The sequence below is a fragment of the Pseudomonas guineae genome (assembly GCF_900113745.1).
GTDB lineage: Bacteria > Pseudomonadota > Gammaproteobacteria > Pseudomonadales > Pseudomonadaceae > Aquipseudomonas > Aquipseudomonas guineae.
On record NZ_FOQL01000005.1, the window covers coordinates 74,457 to 89,692 of the forward strand.

At 57.7% G+C, this 15,236-nt stretch carries 15 protein-coding genes; 6 read left to right on the forward strand and 9 right to left on the reverse strand.

The annotated features are described in order from the left end of the window. The first annotated feature begins 278 nt into the window (after positions 1-278). From BMZ32_RS16655 to BMZ32_RS16665, 3 genes are all read left to right on the forward strand, one after another. On the forward strand, positions 279-2,456 hold the full coding sequence (locus BMZ32_RS16655) for a malate synthase G (RefSeq protein ID WP_090244059.1): 2,178 nt from the start codon (positions 279-281) through the stop codon (positions 2,454-2,456). Between the two features lie 187 nt (positions 2,457-2,643). Next, entirely contained in the window at positions 2,644-4,575 is a 1,932-nt protein-coding gene (locus BMZ32_RS16660; RefSeq protein ID WP_090244061.1) for a putative nucleotidyltransferase substrate binding domain-containing protein, read from the forward strand. Continuing rightward, complete coding sequence (locus tag BMZ32_RS16665; RefSeq protein ID WP_090244063.1) at positions 4,572-5,273, forward strand: 3'-5' exonuclease; 702 nt, start codon at positions 4,572-4,574, stop codon at positions 5,271-5,273. The genes BMZ32_RS16660 and BMZ32_RS16665 overlap by 4 nt, the downstream gene beginning before the upstream one ends. Positions 5,274-5,431: 158 nt before the next feature. Here BMZ32_RS16665 and trhP read toward each other — a convergent pair whose 3' ends face one another. The 4 genes from trhP to BMZ32_RS16685 form a co-directional block, all read right to left on the reverse strand. Then, positions 5,432-6,748, reverse strand: a complete 1,317-nt coding sequence (trhP, locus tag BMZ32_RS16670) for a prephenate-dependent tRNA uridine(34) hydroxylase TrhP (protein ID WP_090244065.1) — start codon at positions 6,746-6,748, stop codon at positions 5,432-5,434. Positions 6,749-6,904: 156 nt separating this feature from the next. Then, positions 6,905-7,411: a hypothetical protein gene (locus BMZ32_RS16675; protein ID WP_090244068.1), complete on the reverse strand. Its 507-nt coding sequence runs from the start codon at positions 7,409-7,411 to the stop codon at positions 6,905-6,907. 83 nt (positions 7,412-7,494) lie between these two features. After that, positions 7,495-9,264 carry a sodium:solute symporter family protein gene (locus BMZ32_RS16680; RefSeq protein ID WP_090244069.1) on the reverse strand — a complete coding sequence of 590 codons (1,770 nt, stop codon included), beginning with the start codon at positions 9,262-9,264 and terminating at the stop codon, positions 7,495-7,497. 3 nt (positions 9,265-9,267) lie between these two features. Further along, positions 9,268-9,528 carry a DUF4212 domain-containing protein gene (locus BMZ32_RS16685; protein ID WP_090244072.1) on the reverse strand — a complete coding sequence of 87 codons (261 nt, stop codon included), beginning with the start codon at positions 9,526-9,528 and terminating at the stop codon, positions 9,268-9,270. A 1,024-nt stretch (positions 9,529-10,552) separates the two neighbouring features. Here BMZ32_RS16685 and BMZ32_RS16690 point away from each other — a divergent pair. Then, positions 10,553-10,924, forward strand: a complete 372-nt coding sequence (locus BMZ32_RS16690; RefSeq protein ID WP_090244074.1) for a GreA/GreB family elongation factor — start codon at positions 10,553-10,555, stop codon at positions 10,922-10,924. 182 nt (positions 10,925-11,106) lie between these two features. Here BMZ32_RS16690 and BMZ32_RS16695 read toward each other — a convergent pair whose 3' ends face one another. Both BMZ32_RS16695 and creD read right to left on the reverse strand, forming a co-directional pair. Further along, complete coding sequence (locus BMZ32_RS16695; RefSeq protein WP_090244076.1) at positions 11,107-11,409, reverse strand: hypothetical protein; 303 nt, start codon at positions 11,407-11,409, stop codon at positions 11,107-11,109. A 49-nt stretch (positions 11,410-11,458) separates the two neighbouring features. After that, positions 11,459-12,808, reverse strand: coding sequence for a cell envelope integrity protein CreD (gene creD / locus BMZ32_RS16700; protein WP_090244078.1), 1,350 nt, complete (start codon positions 12,806-12,808; stop codon positions 11,459-11,461). Between the two features lie 231 nt (positions 12,809-13,039). On the opposite strand from creD, the gene BMZ32_RS16705 reads away from it, so the two are divergent. After that, entirely contained in the window at positions 13,040-13,366 is a 327-nt protein-coding gene (locus BMZ32_RS16705; protein ID WP_090244080.1) for a DUF2834 domain-containing protein, read from the forward strand. Between the two features lie 50 nt (positions 13,367-13,416). Here the strand turns inward: BMZ32_RS16705 and BMZ32_RS16710 are convergent, their stop codons facing one another. Continuing rightward, on the reverse strand, positions 13,417-13,569 hold the full coding sequence (locus BMZ32_RS16710) for a DUF3096 domain-containing protein (protein WP_167376774.1): 153 nt from the start codon (positions 13,567-13,569) through the stop codon (positions 13,417-13,419). A gap of 129 nt (positions 13,570-13,698) precedes the next feature. Between BMZ32_RS16710 and BMZ32_RS16715 the strand changes: the two genes are divergently transcribed. Next, on the forward strand, positions 13,699-14,205 hold the full coding sequence (locus BMZ32_RS16715) for a DinB family protein (RefSeq protein ID WP_090244084.1): 507 nt from the start codon (positions 13,699-13,701) through the stop codon (positions 14,203-14,205). On the opposite strand, the gene BMZ32_RS16720 is transcribed toward BMZ32_RS16715, so the two are convergent. Beyond that, positions 14,202-14,648, reverse strand: coding sequence for a GNAT family N-acetyltransferase (locus tag BMZ32_RS16720; RefSeq protein ID WP_090244086.1), 447 nt, complete (start codon positions 14,646-14,648; stop codon positions 14,202-14,204). The two genes, BMZ32_RS16715 and BMZ32_RS16720, sit on opposite strands and share 4 nt — an antisense overlap. Before the next feature lie 28 nt (positions 14,649-14,676). Then, the gene (locus BMZ32_RS16725) at positions 14,677-15,111 is read right to left on the reverse strand and encodes a CBS domain-containing protein (RefSeq protein WP_090244087.1); all 435 of its coding nucleotides are present in this window, start codon (positions 15,109-15,111) and stop codon (positions 14,677-14,679) included. Between the last annotated feature and the right edge of the window lie 125 nt (positions 15,112-15,236).

Here is a 15,236-nt window from a genome sequence, read left to right on the forward strand (position 1 = left end):
AAGGTACTGAACAGTATAGATAAGGCGTGCACGGCAGATTGAGCGAGACCCAAACAATTATCTGTGTACTATTTTTTGCTTTATATGAAACAATATTTCGAAAATATAGCGACAAAAAGTCGCGTAGAGTGACTGCAAAGCACTTCCTAGTCGCAGCGCGACGCGCACCGACTGATTTTCCCCTAATCTTGATGTAGTATGCCGCGCCTCGGACTACATGACTTATTACCCATGTCCGACGCGGCTATTGAGTAGAGCTGAGCAGAGTGAGGCAAGTGATGACTGAACGCGTTCAAGTAGGCAGCCTGCAGGTTGCCAAAGTGCTGTTCGACTTCGTGAACAACGAAGCCATTCCCGGTACCGGCCTAAGTGCCGAGACGTTCTGGGCAGGTGCCGAAGCGGTCATCAATGACCTGGCACCGAAAAATCATGCACTGCTCGCCAAGCGCGACCAGATCCAGGCACAGATCGACGCATGGCACCAAGCCCGCGCCGGCCAGGCCCATGATGCAGTGGCTTACAAAGCCTTCCTGCAGGAAATCGGCTACCTGCTGCCGGAGCCGGCTGACTTCCAGGCCACCACCCAGAATGTCGACGAAGAAATCGCCCGTCTGGCTGGCCCGCAGCTGGTTGTACCGGTAATGAACGCACGCTTCGCCCTCAACGCCTCCAACGCCCGCTGGGGCTCACTGTACGACGCACTGTACGGTACGGACGCGATCAGCGAAGAAGGCGGCGCCGAAAAAGGCCGAGGCTACAACAAGGTTCGTGGTGACAAAGTCATCGCCTTCGCCCGCGCCTTCCTCGACGATGCCGCACCGCTGGCTGCTGGCTCGCACGTCGACTCCACCGGCTACAGCATTGTTGACGGCAAGCTGGTGGTTGCCCTTAAAGGCGGCAGCAACAGCGGCCTGCGTGATGACGCACAACTGGTTGGTTTCCAGGGCGCAAGCGAGGCGCCAATCGCCGTACTGCTCAAGCACAACGGCCTGCACTTCGAAATCCAGATCGACGCCAGCACCCCTGTCGGCCAAACCGACGCTGCCGGCGTTAAAGACGTGCTGATGGAAGCCGCGCTGACCACCATCATGGACTGCGAAGACTCCATTGCCGCGGTCGATGCCGACGACAAAGTCGTGGTCTACCGCAACTGGCTGGGCCTGATGAAGGGCGACCTGTCCGAAGAAGTTGCCAAGGGCGGCCAGACCTTCACCCGCACCATGAACCCAGACCGCGTCTACACCCAGACCGACGGCTCCGAGCTGACCCTGCACGGGCGCAGCCTGCTGTTCATTCGTAACGTCGGTCACCTGATGACCAACCCGGCGATTCTCGATGCCCAAGGTAACGAGATTCCGGAAGGCATCCAGGACGCGCTGTTTACCAGCCTGATTGCCGTGCACAACCTGAATGGCAACACCAGCCGCAAAAATACCCGCACCGGCAGCATGTACATCGTTAAGCCGAAGATGCACGGCCCAGAAGAAGTGGCGTTCACCACCGAGATCTTCGGCCGCGTTGAAGACGTCCTGGACCTGACGCGCAATACGCTGAAAGTCGGCATCATGGACGAAGAGCGGCGCACCACCGTCAACCTCAAGGCGTGCATCAAAGCCGCCAGCGAGCGCGTGGTGTTCATCAACACCGGCTTCCTCGACCGTACCGGTGACGAAATCCACACCTCCATGGAAGCCGGCGCCGTCGTGCGTAAAGCCGCCATGAAAAACGAGAAGTGGATCGCCGCTTACGAGAACAACAACGTCGATGTCGGCCTGGCCACTGGCCTGCAGGGCCGTGCACAGATCGGTAAAGGCATGTGGGCCATGCCCGACCTGATGGCGGCCATGCTAGAGCAGAAAATCGCTCACCCGCTGGCCGGCGCCAACACCGCCTGGGTACCGTCGCCGACTGCTGCCGCGCTGCACGCGCTGCACTACCACAAGGTTGATGTGTTCGCCCGTCAGGCTGAACTGGCCAAGCGCGTGCCAGCCTCTGTTGATGACATCCTGAGCATTCCGCTGGCGCAAGACACCAACTGGTCGGCTGAGGAAATCCAGAACGAACTGGACAACAACTCGCAGGGCATCCTCGGTTACGTGGTGCGCTGGATCGACCAAGGTGTTGGCTGCTCGAAAGTGCCGGACATCAACGACGTCGGCTTGATGGAAGACCGCGCCACCCTGCGCATCTCCAGCCAGCTGCTGGCCAACTGGCTGCGTCACGGCATCGCCACTGAGGAGCAAATTGTTGCCAGCCTCAAGCGCATGGCGCCGGTCGTCGATCGTCAAAACGCCAATGACCCGCTGTACCGTCCGCTGGCACCGAACTTCGACAGCAACATCGCCTTCCAGGCTGCCCTGGAACTGGTGGTCGAAGGTGCCAAGCAGCCGAACGGTTACACCGAGCCGGTTCTGCACCGCCGCCGCCGCGAGTTCAAAGCCGCTAACGGCCTGTAATTCGCAGCTGCTGTGAAAAACCGCCCTTCGGGGCGGTTTTTTTATGGTCGCAGATTAACCCAAGCAGCCCCTCGCTGACGTCAGTCGCCACGCCGGGGCAGCCTGCTGAGGGCGTCTAGACTTACGTCCAATGGCAGCATTTGCCCCCACGGCCGAGCATAGGCCCCTGATAATTGTCGAGATGCCCATGAGCACAACGGACGCATTCGCCCAGGCAGGTAAGACGGCCGTACTGCAAAACATCCATGGCACCATGGCGTTTCTGCAGAAATTTCCGCCGTTCAACCAGATGGATTCCGCCCATTTGGCGTACCTGGTGGAGAACTGTCAGCTGCGTTTCTATGGCGCAGGCGAAACCATCCTCAAACCGGATGATGGCCCGGTTGAGCAGTTTTTTATCGTCAAACAGGGCCGCGTGCATGGCGAGCGCCCGCACTCGGCGCGGCGCGGCACGGAAACCACCTTCGAGATCACCACCGGCGAATGTTTCCCCCTGGCCGCGCTAATCGGTGAACGCGCCACCCGCACGGAACACCTAGCCGGCGAAGACACTTTTTGTCTGCTGCTGAACAAACCTGCGTTTATCAAACTGTTCGCCCTGTCCAACCCACTGCGCGACTTTGCTTTGCGCGGGGTCAGCAGCCTGCTCGACCAGGTCAACCAGCAGGTGCAGATGAATGCGGTGGAAACCCTGGGCGCGCAGTATTCGCTGGATACCCGTCTTGGCCAATTGGCCATGCGCACGCCCGTCAGCTGCGCCCCGGAAATGCCGCTGCGCGATGCGGTCAAACTGATGCACGAACAGCAGGTCGGCAGCATCGTCATCGTCGACCCCACGCAAAAACCACTGGGCATTTTTACCCTGCGCGACCTGCGCCGAGTGGTGGCGGACGGCAGTGTGCTGGAGCAACCCATCGCCAGCCTGATGACCCCTGCACCGTTCTACTTGCCGCCGGATGCCAGTGCCTTCGATGCAGCCATGGCCATGACCGAGCGGCATATTGCCCACGTCTGCCTGGTCGAGCACGACAAACTCTGCGGGGTGATTTCCGAGCGCGACCTGTTCAGCCTGCAACGGGTTGATCTGGTGCACCTGGCGCGCACCATTCGCCATGCCGGACGGGTGGAAACCCTCGCCGCGCTGCGTAGTGATGTCTGCCAACTGGTCGATAACATGCTCGCCCATGGCGCCAGCTCCACGCAGATCACTCAGCTGATCACCCTGCTCAACGACCACACCGTGTGCCGGGTCATCGAGCTGACTCTGGAGGATATGGGCGACCCTGGCATCCCGTTCACCTGGTTGGTGTTCGGCAGCGAAGGCCGCAGCGAACAGACCCTGCACACCGACCAGGACAACGGCATTCTCTTCGAGGCCTCTGACGCCGCCGAGGCGGCTGCGATACGCGGACGCTTGTTACCGCTGGCCCATGAGATCAACCTGCGCCTTGCCCAGTGCGGCTTTACCCTGTGTAAGGGCAATATCATGGCCGGTAACCCTGAGCTGTGCCTGTCGCGCCAGGAGTGGAGCAAGCGCTTTGACAGCTTTGTTCAGGCAACCACCCCGGAAAACCTGCTGGCTTCGACTATTTACTTCGACCTGCGCGCTATCTGGGGCGCTCCGCGGGGCTGCGAACAACTGCGCCAGGGCATGCTTAAACACGTGGCGGGCAATAGCCTGTTTCAGCGCATGATGGCTGAAAACGCCCTACGCCAGCGCCCCCCGGTTGGGCTGTTCCGCGATTTTGTAGTGGCCCGTAAAGGCGCCGAAAAAGACACCCTCGACCTTAAGGTGCAAGGCCTGACGCCCTTCGTCGATGGCGCGCGCCTGCTGGCCCTGGTTCACGGCATCGGCGCCTGCAACACCCTCGAACGCCTGCGCGCGCTGATCGCCCAAGGGGTTATCGAGGCCCAGGATGGTGCGGCCTATGAAGAGGCCTACCACTACATCCAGCAGGCACGCATGCAGCAACACCAGCTGCAGGCGCGCAATGGCCAAGCCTATTCCAATCGCGTCGACCCCGATAACCTCAACCACCTGGATCGACGCATCCTGCGCGAGTCCTTCCGCCAGGCACAGCGACTGCAGAGCAGCCTGGCCGTGAGGTATCAGTTATGAGCACGTTTACCTGGCTGACCGGGCACAAGCCGGCACTGACTGAGGCGCAGCTTGAGCGCCGCCAACAGTTAGCCGAAGCCGCCCCCCTCGACAACCGTACATTGCAGCAGCGCTTCGTCGTCCTCGACCTGGAAACCAGCGGCCTGAACATGCGCCGCGATGTGGTGCTGTCGATCGGTGCGGTAGTGATCGAAAACTCCGCCATCGACCTGAGCCAGCAATTTGAATGCACGATGCAACGCGAAGGCCACCAGGCCAGCGCCAGCACCCTGATCCACGGCATCGCACCCAGCGAAATCGCCATGGGCGCCGAGCCTGCTGAAGCATTGTTGGCCTTTATGGAGTTTGTCGGCGACAGCCCGTTACTGGCCTTCCATGCCGAATTCGATCAACGCATGCTGGCCCGCGCACTTAAACAGAGCCTGGGCTACCGCTTGCAGCATGCGTTCTTTGATGTCGCGGAAATCGCCCCATTGCTATGCCCCAAGGCCGGCGTGGGCAACGCCGGCCTGGACGCCTGGACGCAGCATTTCGGCCTACAGGTGCAGCAGCGCCATCACGCCAGCGCCGACGCACTGGTCACCGCCGAACTGGCGTTGATACTATTTAGCAAGGCGCGCCAGCAAGAACTCGACAGCCTGCCGGCACTGCAACAGCAGCTCAACAGTCGACGCCGTCAGCGCGCGCATTCAATGTAGGCTTCAAGCCTCAATACCCTAGAGGGCGGACATACCGAAGTATTGTCCGCCATTGCGCAGGCACAGAATGTAGGGTGGATGACGCTCTTTTCATCCACCACGGGGTAGGCCAGCAATCCTGGTGGATGGATAAAACGTCATCCACCCTACGCAAAACCCTACAAATCGCGCATCAGCAGGCCATAGTCCACCTGCACCTCCGGCGGCACAGGCAGGTACAGCACATGGCCGTCACCGGGGGCGACGGACATTGCCTGGCCATTTCGGTTTTCCAGCTGTTCAAGGCTGAAACGCAGGTTGCCCTGAGGGGTCATCAGCTCCAGGCCATCGCCGATGGCAAAGCGATTTTTAACCTTTACCTCAACCAACTCGCCGCGCCGCTCGCCCGTCAATTCACCGACAAACTGCTGCTGTTCAGAGACCGAGCTGCCGTGCTGGTAGTTCTGGTATTCGTCGTGCACATGGCGGCGCAGAAAGCCCTCGGTGTAACCGCGATGGGCCAGGGACTCCAGGGTGTTCATCAGGCTCTTGTCGAAGGGTTTGCCGGCGATGGCATCATCAATCGCCTTGCGGTACACCTGAGCCGTACGCGCCACGTAGTAGTGGGATTTGGTGCGGCCCTCGATTTTCAGTGAGTGCACGCCCATCTGCACCAGGCGTTCGACATGCTGCACCGCGCGCAGGTCCTTGGAGTTCATGATGTAGGTGCCGTGCTCATCTTCAAACGCCGGCATGGGCTCGTCCGGGCGCGAGGCGTCCTGCAGCAGAAACACCTGCTCGGTAGGCGCACCGACACCCAAGGTGGGCTCAATGATACGTACGATATCGCCCAATTCGTTCTGAGCACCCTGCTCGGCTTTGTATTCCCAGCGACAGGCATTGGTGCAGCTGCCCTGATTAGGGTCACGCTTGTTGATATAGCCCGACAGCAGGCAACGCCCGGAGTAAGCCATACACAGCGCACCGTGGACGAATACCTCCAGCTCCATGCCCGGTACTTCACTGCGGATTTCGGCGATTTCTTCCAGCGATAACTCACGCGACAGGATGACTCGGCTCAGCCCCTGCTGCTGCCAGAATTTCACGCTGGCCCAGTTCACCGCATTGGCCTGCACAGAAAGGTGAATCGGCATTTGCGGGAAATGTTCACGCACCAGCATGATCAAGCCCGGGTCGGACATGATCAGCGCATCCGGCGCCATCTCAATCACCGGTGCCAGGTCCTTGAGAAAGGTCTTCACCTTGGCGTTATGCGGGGCGATATTCACCACTACATAGAACTGCTTGCCCTGAGCGTGCGCCTCGGCAATGCCCAAGGCCAGATGCGCGTGGTCAAACTCGTTGTTACGCACCCGCAGGCTGTAACGCGGCTGGCCGGCATACACCGCATCCGCGCCATAGGCGAAGGCATAGCGCATGTTCTTCAGGGTCCCAGCCGGGGACAACAGTTCAGGGTAAGCAGGGAGAGTGGCCATAAACCGCGAGCTCGGGAAACCAAGGGGGCGCGATTTTAGGGAGCCCGCCAAGGGGCTGTATTGATCTGTGTCTATGGCACTGCCTCAAGCGCTACGCGCAGGCTGGCCACGACGGCGGAACAGAGAACCCAAGCGGCCTAACCTGCGCCCAGACGCTCAGGAACAGACATGCTGGTAAAGCACACCGTCACGCTCTATGCGCTTCATCTGTTGCAGCAGCGGCTTTTTCTGCGCATCAAGCGGCAGCAGCTCGGCGGAGCTGCAGTTGAGCAAATGCGGCTGATGACTGACCCGATCAACATGCTGCTTTTCAAAGCGGTATAGGTTGAACGCCACCACGCTACTGCCCGCCGCCTTCTCGCGCAGCAGGCTGTTGCTGTCGAGTACGGTAAAGGCTGTGGTCATCGGCCAGAAGAACGTCCACGGCCGCCAGAACACCTCGCCTGACTCACTGGATACCAGCACGGACTCCGCAGGCTGACGCTGTAGCTGATGCTCGAACCAAGAGTACTCATAGTAAATCTGGTAGCTCAGCATGCCTAAACCGCCAAACGCCGGGATGATCCACTTCGGCAAACGATTGCCCGTCAGTTTGCGCAGCAGCATGGCAATACCTGCCGCCCCCAGCCCCGCTACCCCGATGGCAAGTAGTGTCCACAACATTGACTGACTCCCGAAATAAAACGGGCCTCACAAAGAGGCCCGCTGATAAAACCCTGATCAGCATTGATCAGGCTTGATTATGCTCAGTGGCTCAACGCGCCACCAGCACCTTTGGGAGTACGTACACTTTCCACCAAGTCTTGAATCTCCTGAGGCGGGGCCACAGTAGAGAGGGACACGGCGTAGGCAACCGCGAAGTTGATCACCGCCCCCACAGTACCGATGGACAGCGGCGAGATGCCGAACATCCAGTTATCCGGGGTGTTAGCGAAGGTCGCCGTGCCCGGAATAAAGAACCAGCCCAGGTACAGGAAGATGTAAACGACGGTGAACACCAGGCCTACCAGCATGCCGGCAATCGCGCCCTTGTCGTTTACCCGCTTGGAGAAGATCCCCATCATCAATGCCGGGAATAGCGTGGCCGCAGCAATACCGAAGGCCAGCGCCACCACCTGCGCGGCAAAGCCTGGCGGATTGAGCCCCAACCAAGTAGCCAGCAGAATTGCCACCGCCATAGAAATACGCGCAGCGCGCATTTCACCCTTCTCACTGATCTTGGGATTGATCATATTCTTGATCAGGTCATGACTAATCGCCGACGAGATCGCCAGCAACAAACCAGCTGCCGTCGACAATGCCGCCGCAATCGCACCTGCTGCGATCAAGCCGATAACCCAGCTTGGCAGGTTGGCAATTTCCGGGTTAGCCAGTACCAGGATGTCGTTGTTAACGACCAACTCGTTACCCTTCCAGCCAAGTGCTTCAGCCGTCGGAGTAAAGGCAGGAGCAACGTCGTTATACAGCTGAATACGACCGTCGCTGTTCTTGTCTTCCCACTGGATCAAACCGGTGGTTTCCCAGGTCTTCACCCACTCCGGACGCTCTTCATAGGCCAGCGCCGGCGCTTCAACACCCTGCGGATAAACAGTGGTCAGCAGGTTCAGGCGCGCCATGGAAGCCACAGCAGGCGCAGTGAGATAGAGCAGGGAGATAAAGATCAGTGTCCAACCAGCCGACCAACGTGCGTCAGCCACTTTCGGTACGGTGAAGAAGCGAATGATTACGTGCGGCAGACCCGCCGTACCAATCATCAGCGACAGGGTGAACAGCACCATATTCAGTTTGCTGCTGATATCCCCGGTGTAAGAGGTGAAGCCCAACCCCATAACCACGTCATTGAGTTTCTGCAGCAGCGGCAAACCAGACTCGGTGTGCTCGCTGAACATGCCGAACATCGGGATCGGATTACCCGTCAGTTGCAGGGAGATGAACACCGCCGGAATGGTGTAGGCAATGATCAGCACTACGTACTGCGCCACTTGGGTGTAGGTAATACCCTTCATGCCGCCGAACACGGCGTAGCAGAACACCACGCCAGCCGCGATCCAGATACCGGTGGAGTTACTCACTTCGAGGAAGCGTGAGAACGCCACGCCAGCACCCGCCATCTGACCGATTACATAGGTCACACAAATGATGATCAAGCACACCACTGCAGCCAGGCGTGCGCCGTTGCTGTAGAAGCGATCGCCGATGAAGTCTGGCACGGTGAACTTACCGAACTTACGCAGGTAAGGCGCCAGCAGCATCGCCAGCAGCACATAACCGCCGGTCCAGCCCATCAGGAAGGTGGAGTTGGCATAACCGCCAGCGGCGATCAGACCCGCCATGGAAATAAAAGATGCCGCAGACATCCAGTCAGCTGCAGTGGCCATGCCGTTGGTCACGGGGTGAACACCACCGCCGGCGACGTAGAACTCCTTGGTCGAGCCGGCACGGGCCCAGATGGCGATGCCGAAGTAGAGCGCGAAGGAGGCGCCCACAAACAGCATATTGATTACAAACTGGCTCATGGCTTATTCCTCGACACCGAATTGTTTATCGAGTTTGTTCATTTTCCAGGCGTAGAAAAAAATGATCCCGACAAAGGTGATGATCGAACCTTGCTGGGCGAACCAGAATCCAAGGTCGGTGCCGCCGACAGTGATACCTGCCAGCATGGGTCGTAGCAGAATGGCAAAGCCGTAAGACACTAGGGCCCAGACAACCAGGCTCCAGATGATCAGACGAACGTTCGCCTTCCAGTAAGCTGCAGCGTTAGCTTGTTCAGAAGTCATAAACTCCTCCGGTTATTGTTATTCTCGTACGCCTTCAAACTAGCAGCAGGTCAGCACAACCCGACAGATAGACATTGGTATTAGCTGGCTCGGGCCTCGCTGCTTTCTTATATTTTTCCTTAATTAACAATCACATCACTCCAAATTACGGCACCCCAGAGGACCGCCACACCACTTTGGTCTAAGACCCTGCGCATTGCGGCCTGCCAATACCTGCACACAACAGCTCTGCGCGCGACGCCTCAGGCAAACCTACACGCGTGCTCAAGCCTATGGATGGCATACCAAGATCTGCCTGTGAGTACCGTAAGAACGGGCCTGAAATGTCGGCAATGGGCGCTGCCGAGTAAGCGTAGCAGCTGAAAATACGGGGTTATCGCGCGCTGATTATTTCAGGGTACGGCGCCGCATGCACAATCAGCATTAGGCTGAAGTCGATAAAACAACATGGCACCTTCAGAGCAGCCCTAAAAACAGGCAGCGCCACCCGGCGTGGTTTATTGCAGTGCGTAGAACATTGCGCCTAAAAAGTTAACAAGCGCTCATGCAGTTAAAAGCTTTACGAACACCACTTTATACAGGGCGCCTAATGCGTGAAAATAGCCGCTGATCACTAACGGCTCGCGGCGTAATAAAACAGCACGCTTATCACCGCGCGATATTAATCGCACAGAACTCTCATATAGCCGTAGGAAAGCCTAGAACCCAGCAGATAGGCAGCTTGCTTATATTCCTAGATGCATTATGGTAGCAGCCATAAACTGCTACTCAAGACAGTTAAACAACCTGTTTAACGCCTTTACACGGCCACTTATTTACCACTACAAAACAGCAGAAACGCTTAACTTTTGCACTATATCGGCACAAACCTCGCAACGATGAAACCCTGATGCGCAATAAAATATATTTTTAAACTTAGTGCCCCACTGAACACCGAAAGTCGCACATCAACTCATTAAAAAACACTAATACCGCCTGTTTATTCAACCGGTTTAATCCGAACTTGTTGCGTCTAGGAGACACCATGACGTTGCATACACGCAAAGCCCTGCTAAAAAACACCCGAGTCTGCCTGATCGGCCCACGCGACCTGTCGACGCTCATTGGCAAACTTGATCGCATCGAGCGCTTGCGCTCGACCGGCCACATTGCTCAGGTGGCCAGCATCGGCAGTACGCTTAAGCTACTCGACCTGGAGGTCGACAACATGGCCGAACTGACCTTGGTGGCAAGCAGCCAAAGCAGCCCGAAGACGCATGAGGTTTCAATCTTTTCGCCACTCGGCAGTATGTTATTGGGCGCGGTGCCGGGCGAAGTCGTTTCCTTGCAAAACTACGCAAGGGGTTGTCGCTACTTAGTGATCAGCGTGGCGGACTCACACGCAGAGACGGACTAACCAGCCCCCTCAACGCACCGCCTCGCAGACACTGCAACCCGTTTTAGCTGCCATCCGGCTTATCGCTTGGCCGCTGGGGTGAGCCCGCCAAGCGCGCTCATTCGGACGCGGAAACAACCGAGCAATCTGCACCGCCAAATGCGCACCAAGCCGGGCGTCCTCACGCAGCCCAACATAGCCGCTCACCGTGCATACCACAGGCGAAAAAAGCCGATAGCCAACAGCAGTGCGATTTGCCCCAGCGCCGCGCACAAACTCAAAAACGATTGCACGGCACTACTCTGGGCGGCGTTGACCACACCGGATAAGCCCTCCCAGAACGCCTCCGGCAACAGCAGCACACTCAACTGTGCAAGTGGCTGACCGGTTAGTTGCAGGCCTTTGATCAGGTCAAACTGGCCACAGAACATCAACCCCACTAGCACCGCTATGGCCACTGTCAGACCCAAGGCGAAACAGGCGGAAAACTGAATGATTAAACGCATTGTGTTTGCCACTCCAAGACGGGCGCAGCCTGAGCTGCGCACTGGTTGATTAGAGGCTGCTGGCTGGGCTGATTTTGCCCACGCCGTACCAGTCAAGTTTGCGCGTCAGCACCATCACCCCCGTGAGCACGCCAAACACCAGAATCGAGCCCATTAGCAGCGCGTAGTCCTCAGCGTTCAACAGGGCGAACAGCAAGCCATATAAGGCCGCCAGCAGCAGAGCAAAGACACCGCCACGCAGGGCACTGTGCAACACGTGGCTGACGTAAAAGCCGATCAACGCCACACAGGCAGTCGCCGCAATGACGTAGGCGGTGGCGAAACTCAAGTGTTCGGACAACGACAACAGCAGCAGGTAGAACAGTGCCAACGACATGCCCACCAACGCGTATTGCACGGGGTGCACGGCCATGCGCTTGAGCACTTCAAAGAGAAAGAACACGGCAAACGTCAGGCCAATGAATAGCAGTGCATATTTGATCGCCCGCTCGGTCTTCAGGTATTGGTCCACTGGGTCGACAAAACTCACCCCGAAGTGGCGTTCGGTCAGCGCATTACAGCTGTCACCCCGCACGCAATCTGCCAGCGCTTCTTCGAGGTTGGTGGCGAAAAAACTGGTCTGCCAGTGCGCGTTAAAGCCCTTGTCCGAGACCTCGCGGCTGCTCGGCAGGTATTCGCCGATAAAGCTCGGATGCGGCCAGCTAGAGCTCAGCTCGACCCGGCTGTCGCGGCCCACCGGGGTAATGCTCAGCTGCTCGGTGCCTTGCAGCTTGAGGTCGAAGGCGAACTCCAAGGTTTGTCCGCCCTGGCTATCCAACATCGGCAGCGGTGCATGCACACCGGCACCCAAACGCTCATCGGCGCTACCAGGAGCAAAGCCTAGGCTCGCACCGTTGAAGCGCAGTTGCAGGTCATTGCTGATGCCGCGAATGTCACTGATGCCGATCGAGAGGAAGGGCCGATCGAACTGGTACAACCCCAATTCATCACCCAGCCCCAGCCGCGCCGGCAGCTTAAAGGCGCCACTGATCTGGTTGTCGCTGCGGTACAACAGCGCCTTGTAGATGCCCCGTGCGCGCTCTTCAGTGGTGACCGTGCCGTTGAGAACAAAGCGCTCCGGCAGAAAGTACAGGCGACCACGGCTCTTCTGTTCTTCTTGGTAACGCTCACCGGTCTTGGCGTGGGTTTTCCACTGGTGCCACACCTTGGTGTAGGGCATTACCAGAATAGGTCCGGTGAGCTGTTGGCGATAACTGGAACTGCGCGCGATATCCTGTAATACCTCCGCGCGCTGGTACTGCCGCTCACTGACCAGACCGCCGATCATCGACAGCGGAATCAACAACAATAGAATCAGCAAGGCGATAGCGCCGAACTTGAAACCCAGAATGCGGTTCATGGTACAACTCTCCGATACGGTTTAGGTAGGCAGAGTCTGGGCAACATGCATGGTGGCTTTATGGAGGGCAGATGGAGAGTGTGTGGAGATGCACAGCGAATAGATAGCGCTGCGGCAAGTACGTAGCGTGTCACTGATTGCCCATTAAGGATGACGGCTGGTGGTGACGGCGAACCGCGCTTTATCGATTAAAACCGACTCAGCCATCAGCATCTAAGCCAAGGACAGCTCATGAAAAAGCTCGCACTGCCGCTGATCACCCTTCTGGCATTCAGCGCCTACACCCTCTATGTGATGTTGCATGCGCAGCAATCGCTGCTGCAGTTCGGTATGCAGTTGATGTCCAGTCCTGACACCGCCCAAGTGGTCATCGACCTTTACATACTCGCGGCGCTGGCCTGCATCTGGATGTACCGCGACGGCCGTGCACGGGGCAAATCACTGGCCTACCTGCTGCCATTCTTTGCCCTGACTGCACTGTTTGTGTCGGTTGGCCCGCTGCTCTATCTGGCACTCAAGGCAATAGGCACAGACAGCAGCGCGCGCCATAACCGCTGACTTACCGCTCCTTCACGTGGCAGCCCCGGACAGCCGAGGCTGCGCTGCGATTAAAAGCTCAGGTTGAAATTGCCGGTGCCAAATATGCCGACCAGGCCAACCACAATCAGATAAATCGCCACGATGTAATTAAGCAAACGCGGCACAACCAGAATCAAAATACCGGCAATCAACGAAAGCAGCGGAGTAAGGGCAAGGGTCATAGTTGTCACCTCAGGATTATTGAAATATCAGTATGCGCGGCCCGCCAAAATCACACAGCACTATCACGCAGGCACAACCTTAGCGGGCTGATCCGCCTATTTAGCTCACCTGCGTATATAAGGTTATTTATGAGCAACGCCCACGTATTAACCTCACTGCTGCAGTACAAAGCCTGGGCCAATCAAGAGTTATTGACTGATTTAAACCGTCTTGATTCCCTCACCCAGCAAGCAGAGCTGCACGCGGCCTTGCGCATCCTCAATCACATCCATGTGGTCGAGCGGATCTTTGCCGCCAACTTGCAGGGCATGAGCCATAACTACAGCGCCACCAACACCGCCGAAACGCCCACGCTGGAAGTGCTGCATCAGGCCATACTGGAGACTGATCGCTGGTATCTGGACTATGCCGCAGGGCTAAGTGCTGAACAGCTGGCCGAGCGCCTGAACTTCAATTTTGTCGATGGCGATATCGGCTGTATGAGCCGTGAGGAAATGCTCGCGCATATCGTCACCCATGGTGGTTACCACCGAGGCGCCGTCGGCCGAATCATGGCGCAACTGCAGTTGGCCCCACCAAGGGATATTTACACACGTTTTCTACATCAGACCGAGCCGCAGCGCCGCGAGCCTTAAAGCGGCGTTTTGGCAATAAATGCCTGTTTGCCATACCGGTCAAAACCAGCGGCTTCATAAAAGCGCAACGTGGCCGGGTCCTTACTGCTGGTCATCAACATGACTTTGTAGCAGCCCTGCTCCCAGGCAAATGCCAGAGCATGCGCCAGCAGCGCCTGGCCATAGCCACACCCACGATACTCGGCATGGGTCACCACATTTTCGATCAAGGCAAAGGGTCTGCAACCGCGCGTCAGGTTGGCGATAAGGTTAATGCCACAGCTGGCAACCAGCAGCCCATGGCTATACAGGCCGAAGTAGCGCTGGGAGGGGTTAGCCATGATCGCCTGCCACACCGCTTCAACTTGGCTGCGTAACGGCAGTGGCTCATCGTCTGGGTGAAGATGCTCAAACAAGGCGAGCAGGACATCCAACTCATCCGCCTCGATACTGCGAATATCCATCAACCTATCCCTGTTGCAAACCCTGGGCTTACTCGCCGCGGATGTACTGTTCCAGTTGCTGAATCAGGCTGGCCTGCTCGGCGATGGTGGTTTTGACCAAGTCACCAATCGACAGCAGGCCGATTAGTTCGCCTTCAGCCAATACTGGTAAGTGGCGTAAATGGCGGTCGGTCATCAGCTGCATGCAGTGCTGTGAGGTGTCACGCGGGCCGACAGTCAAGACATCTGCTGTCATAATTTCGCTGATCGTAATATCAGCGGCAGAGCGCTCCAGCAGCACAACTTTACGCGCGTAGTCACGCTCGCTGACGATGCCCGCCAGGCGACCCTTGTCCAATACCACCAGCGCACCAATGCCCTTTTCGGCCATCAGCTTGATGGCCTCAAGCACCGACGTAGTTGGGGTAACGCTGTAAACCGCGGCCTGCGGCTTGGCACGGAGTATCTCGGCGACTGTGATCATGTAGTGGCTCCTGCTCGGTTTCTTATTAGACGGTAAGAATAGTGCGCGGGATGGTTTTCGTCGCCAGCCCAACGATTCGATCAGAGCATCTGCCCGATCTCAACGCAACCATTGGCAATCAGCAA

Bases quoted from the DNA above. Each gene is read 5' to 3' on its own strand.
- BMZ32_RS16665 (WP_090244063.1), top strand. From the start codon at position 4,572: ATGAGCACGTTTACCTGGCTGACCGGGCACAAGCCGGCACTGACTGAG.
- BMZ32_RS16695 (WP_090244076.1), bottom strand. From the start codon at position 11,409: ATGCGTTTAATCATTCAGTTTTCCGCCTGTTTCGCCTTGGGTCTGACA.
- BMZ32_RS16720 (WP_090244086.1), bottom strand. From the start codon at position 14,648: ATGGATATTCGCAGTATCGAGGCGGATGAGTTGGATGTCCTGCTCGCC.
- BMZ32_RS16725 (WP_090244087.1), bottom strand. From the start codon at position 15,111: ATGATCACAGTCGCCGAGATACTCCGTGCCAAGCCGCAGGCCGCGGTT.
- BMZ32_RS16660 (WP_090244061.1), top strand. From the start codon at position 2,644: ATGAGCACAACGGACGCATTCGCCCAGGCAGGTAAGACGGCCGTACTG.
- creD (WP_090244078.1), bottom strand. From the start codon at position 12,808: ATGAACCGCATTCTGGGTTTCAAGTTCGGCGCTATCGCCTTGCTGATT.
- BMZ32_RS16715 (WP_090244084.1), top strand. From the start codon at position 13,699: ATGAGCAACGCCCACGTATTAACCTCACTGCTGCAGTACAAAGCCTGG.
- BMZ32_RS16685 (WP_090244072.1), bottom strand. From the start codon at position 9,528: ATGACTTCTGAACAAGCTAACGCTGCAGCTTACTGGAAGGCGAACGTT.
- BMZ32_RS16710 (WP_167376774.1), bottom strand. From the start codon at position 13,569: ATGACCCTTGCCCTTACTCCGCTGCTTTCGTTGATTGCCGGTATTTTG.
- BMZ32_RS16675 (WP_090244068.1), bottom strand. From the start codon at position 7,411: ATGTTGTGGACACTACTTGCCATCGGGGTAGCGGGGCTGGGGGCGGCA.
- trhP (WP_090244065.1), bottom strand. From the start codon at position 6,748: ATGGCCACTCTCCCTGCTTACCCTGAACTGTTGTCCCCGGCTGGGACC.
- BMZ32_RS16705 (WP_090244080.1), top strand. From the start codon at position 13,040: ATGAAAAAGCTCGCACTGCCGCTGATCACCCTTCTGGCATTCAGCGCC.
- BMZ32_RS16690 (WP_090244074.1), top strand. From the start codon at position 10,553: ATGACGTTGCATACACGCAAAGCCCTGCTAAAAAACACCCGAGTCTGC.
- BMZ32_RS16655 (WP_090244059.1), top strand. From the start codon at position 279: ATGACTGAACGCGTTCAAGTAGGCAGCCTGCAGGTTGCCAAAGTGCTG.
- BMZ32_RS16680 (WP_090244069.1), bottom strand. From the start codon at position 9,264: ATGAGCCAGTTTGTAATCAATATGCTGTTTGTGGGCGCCTCCTTCGCG.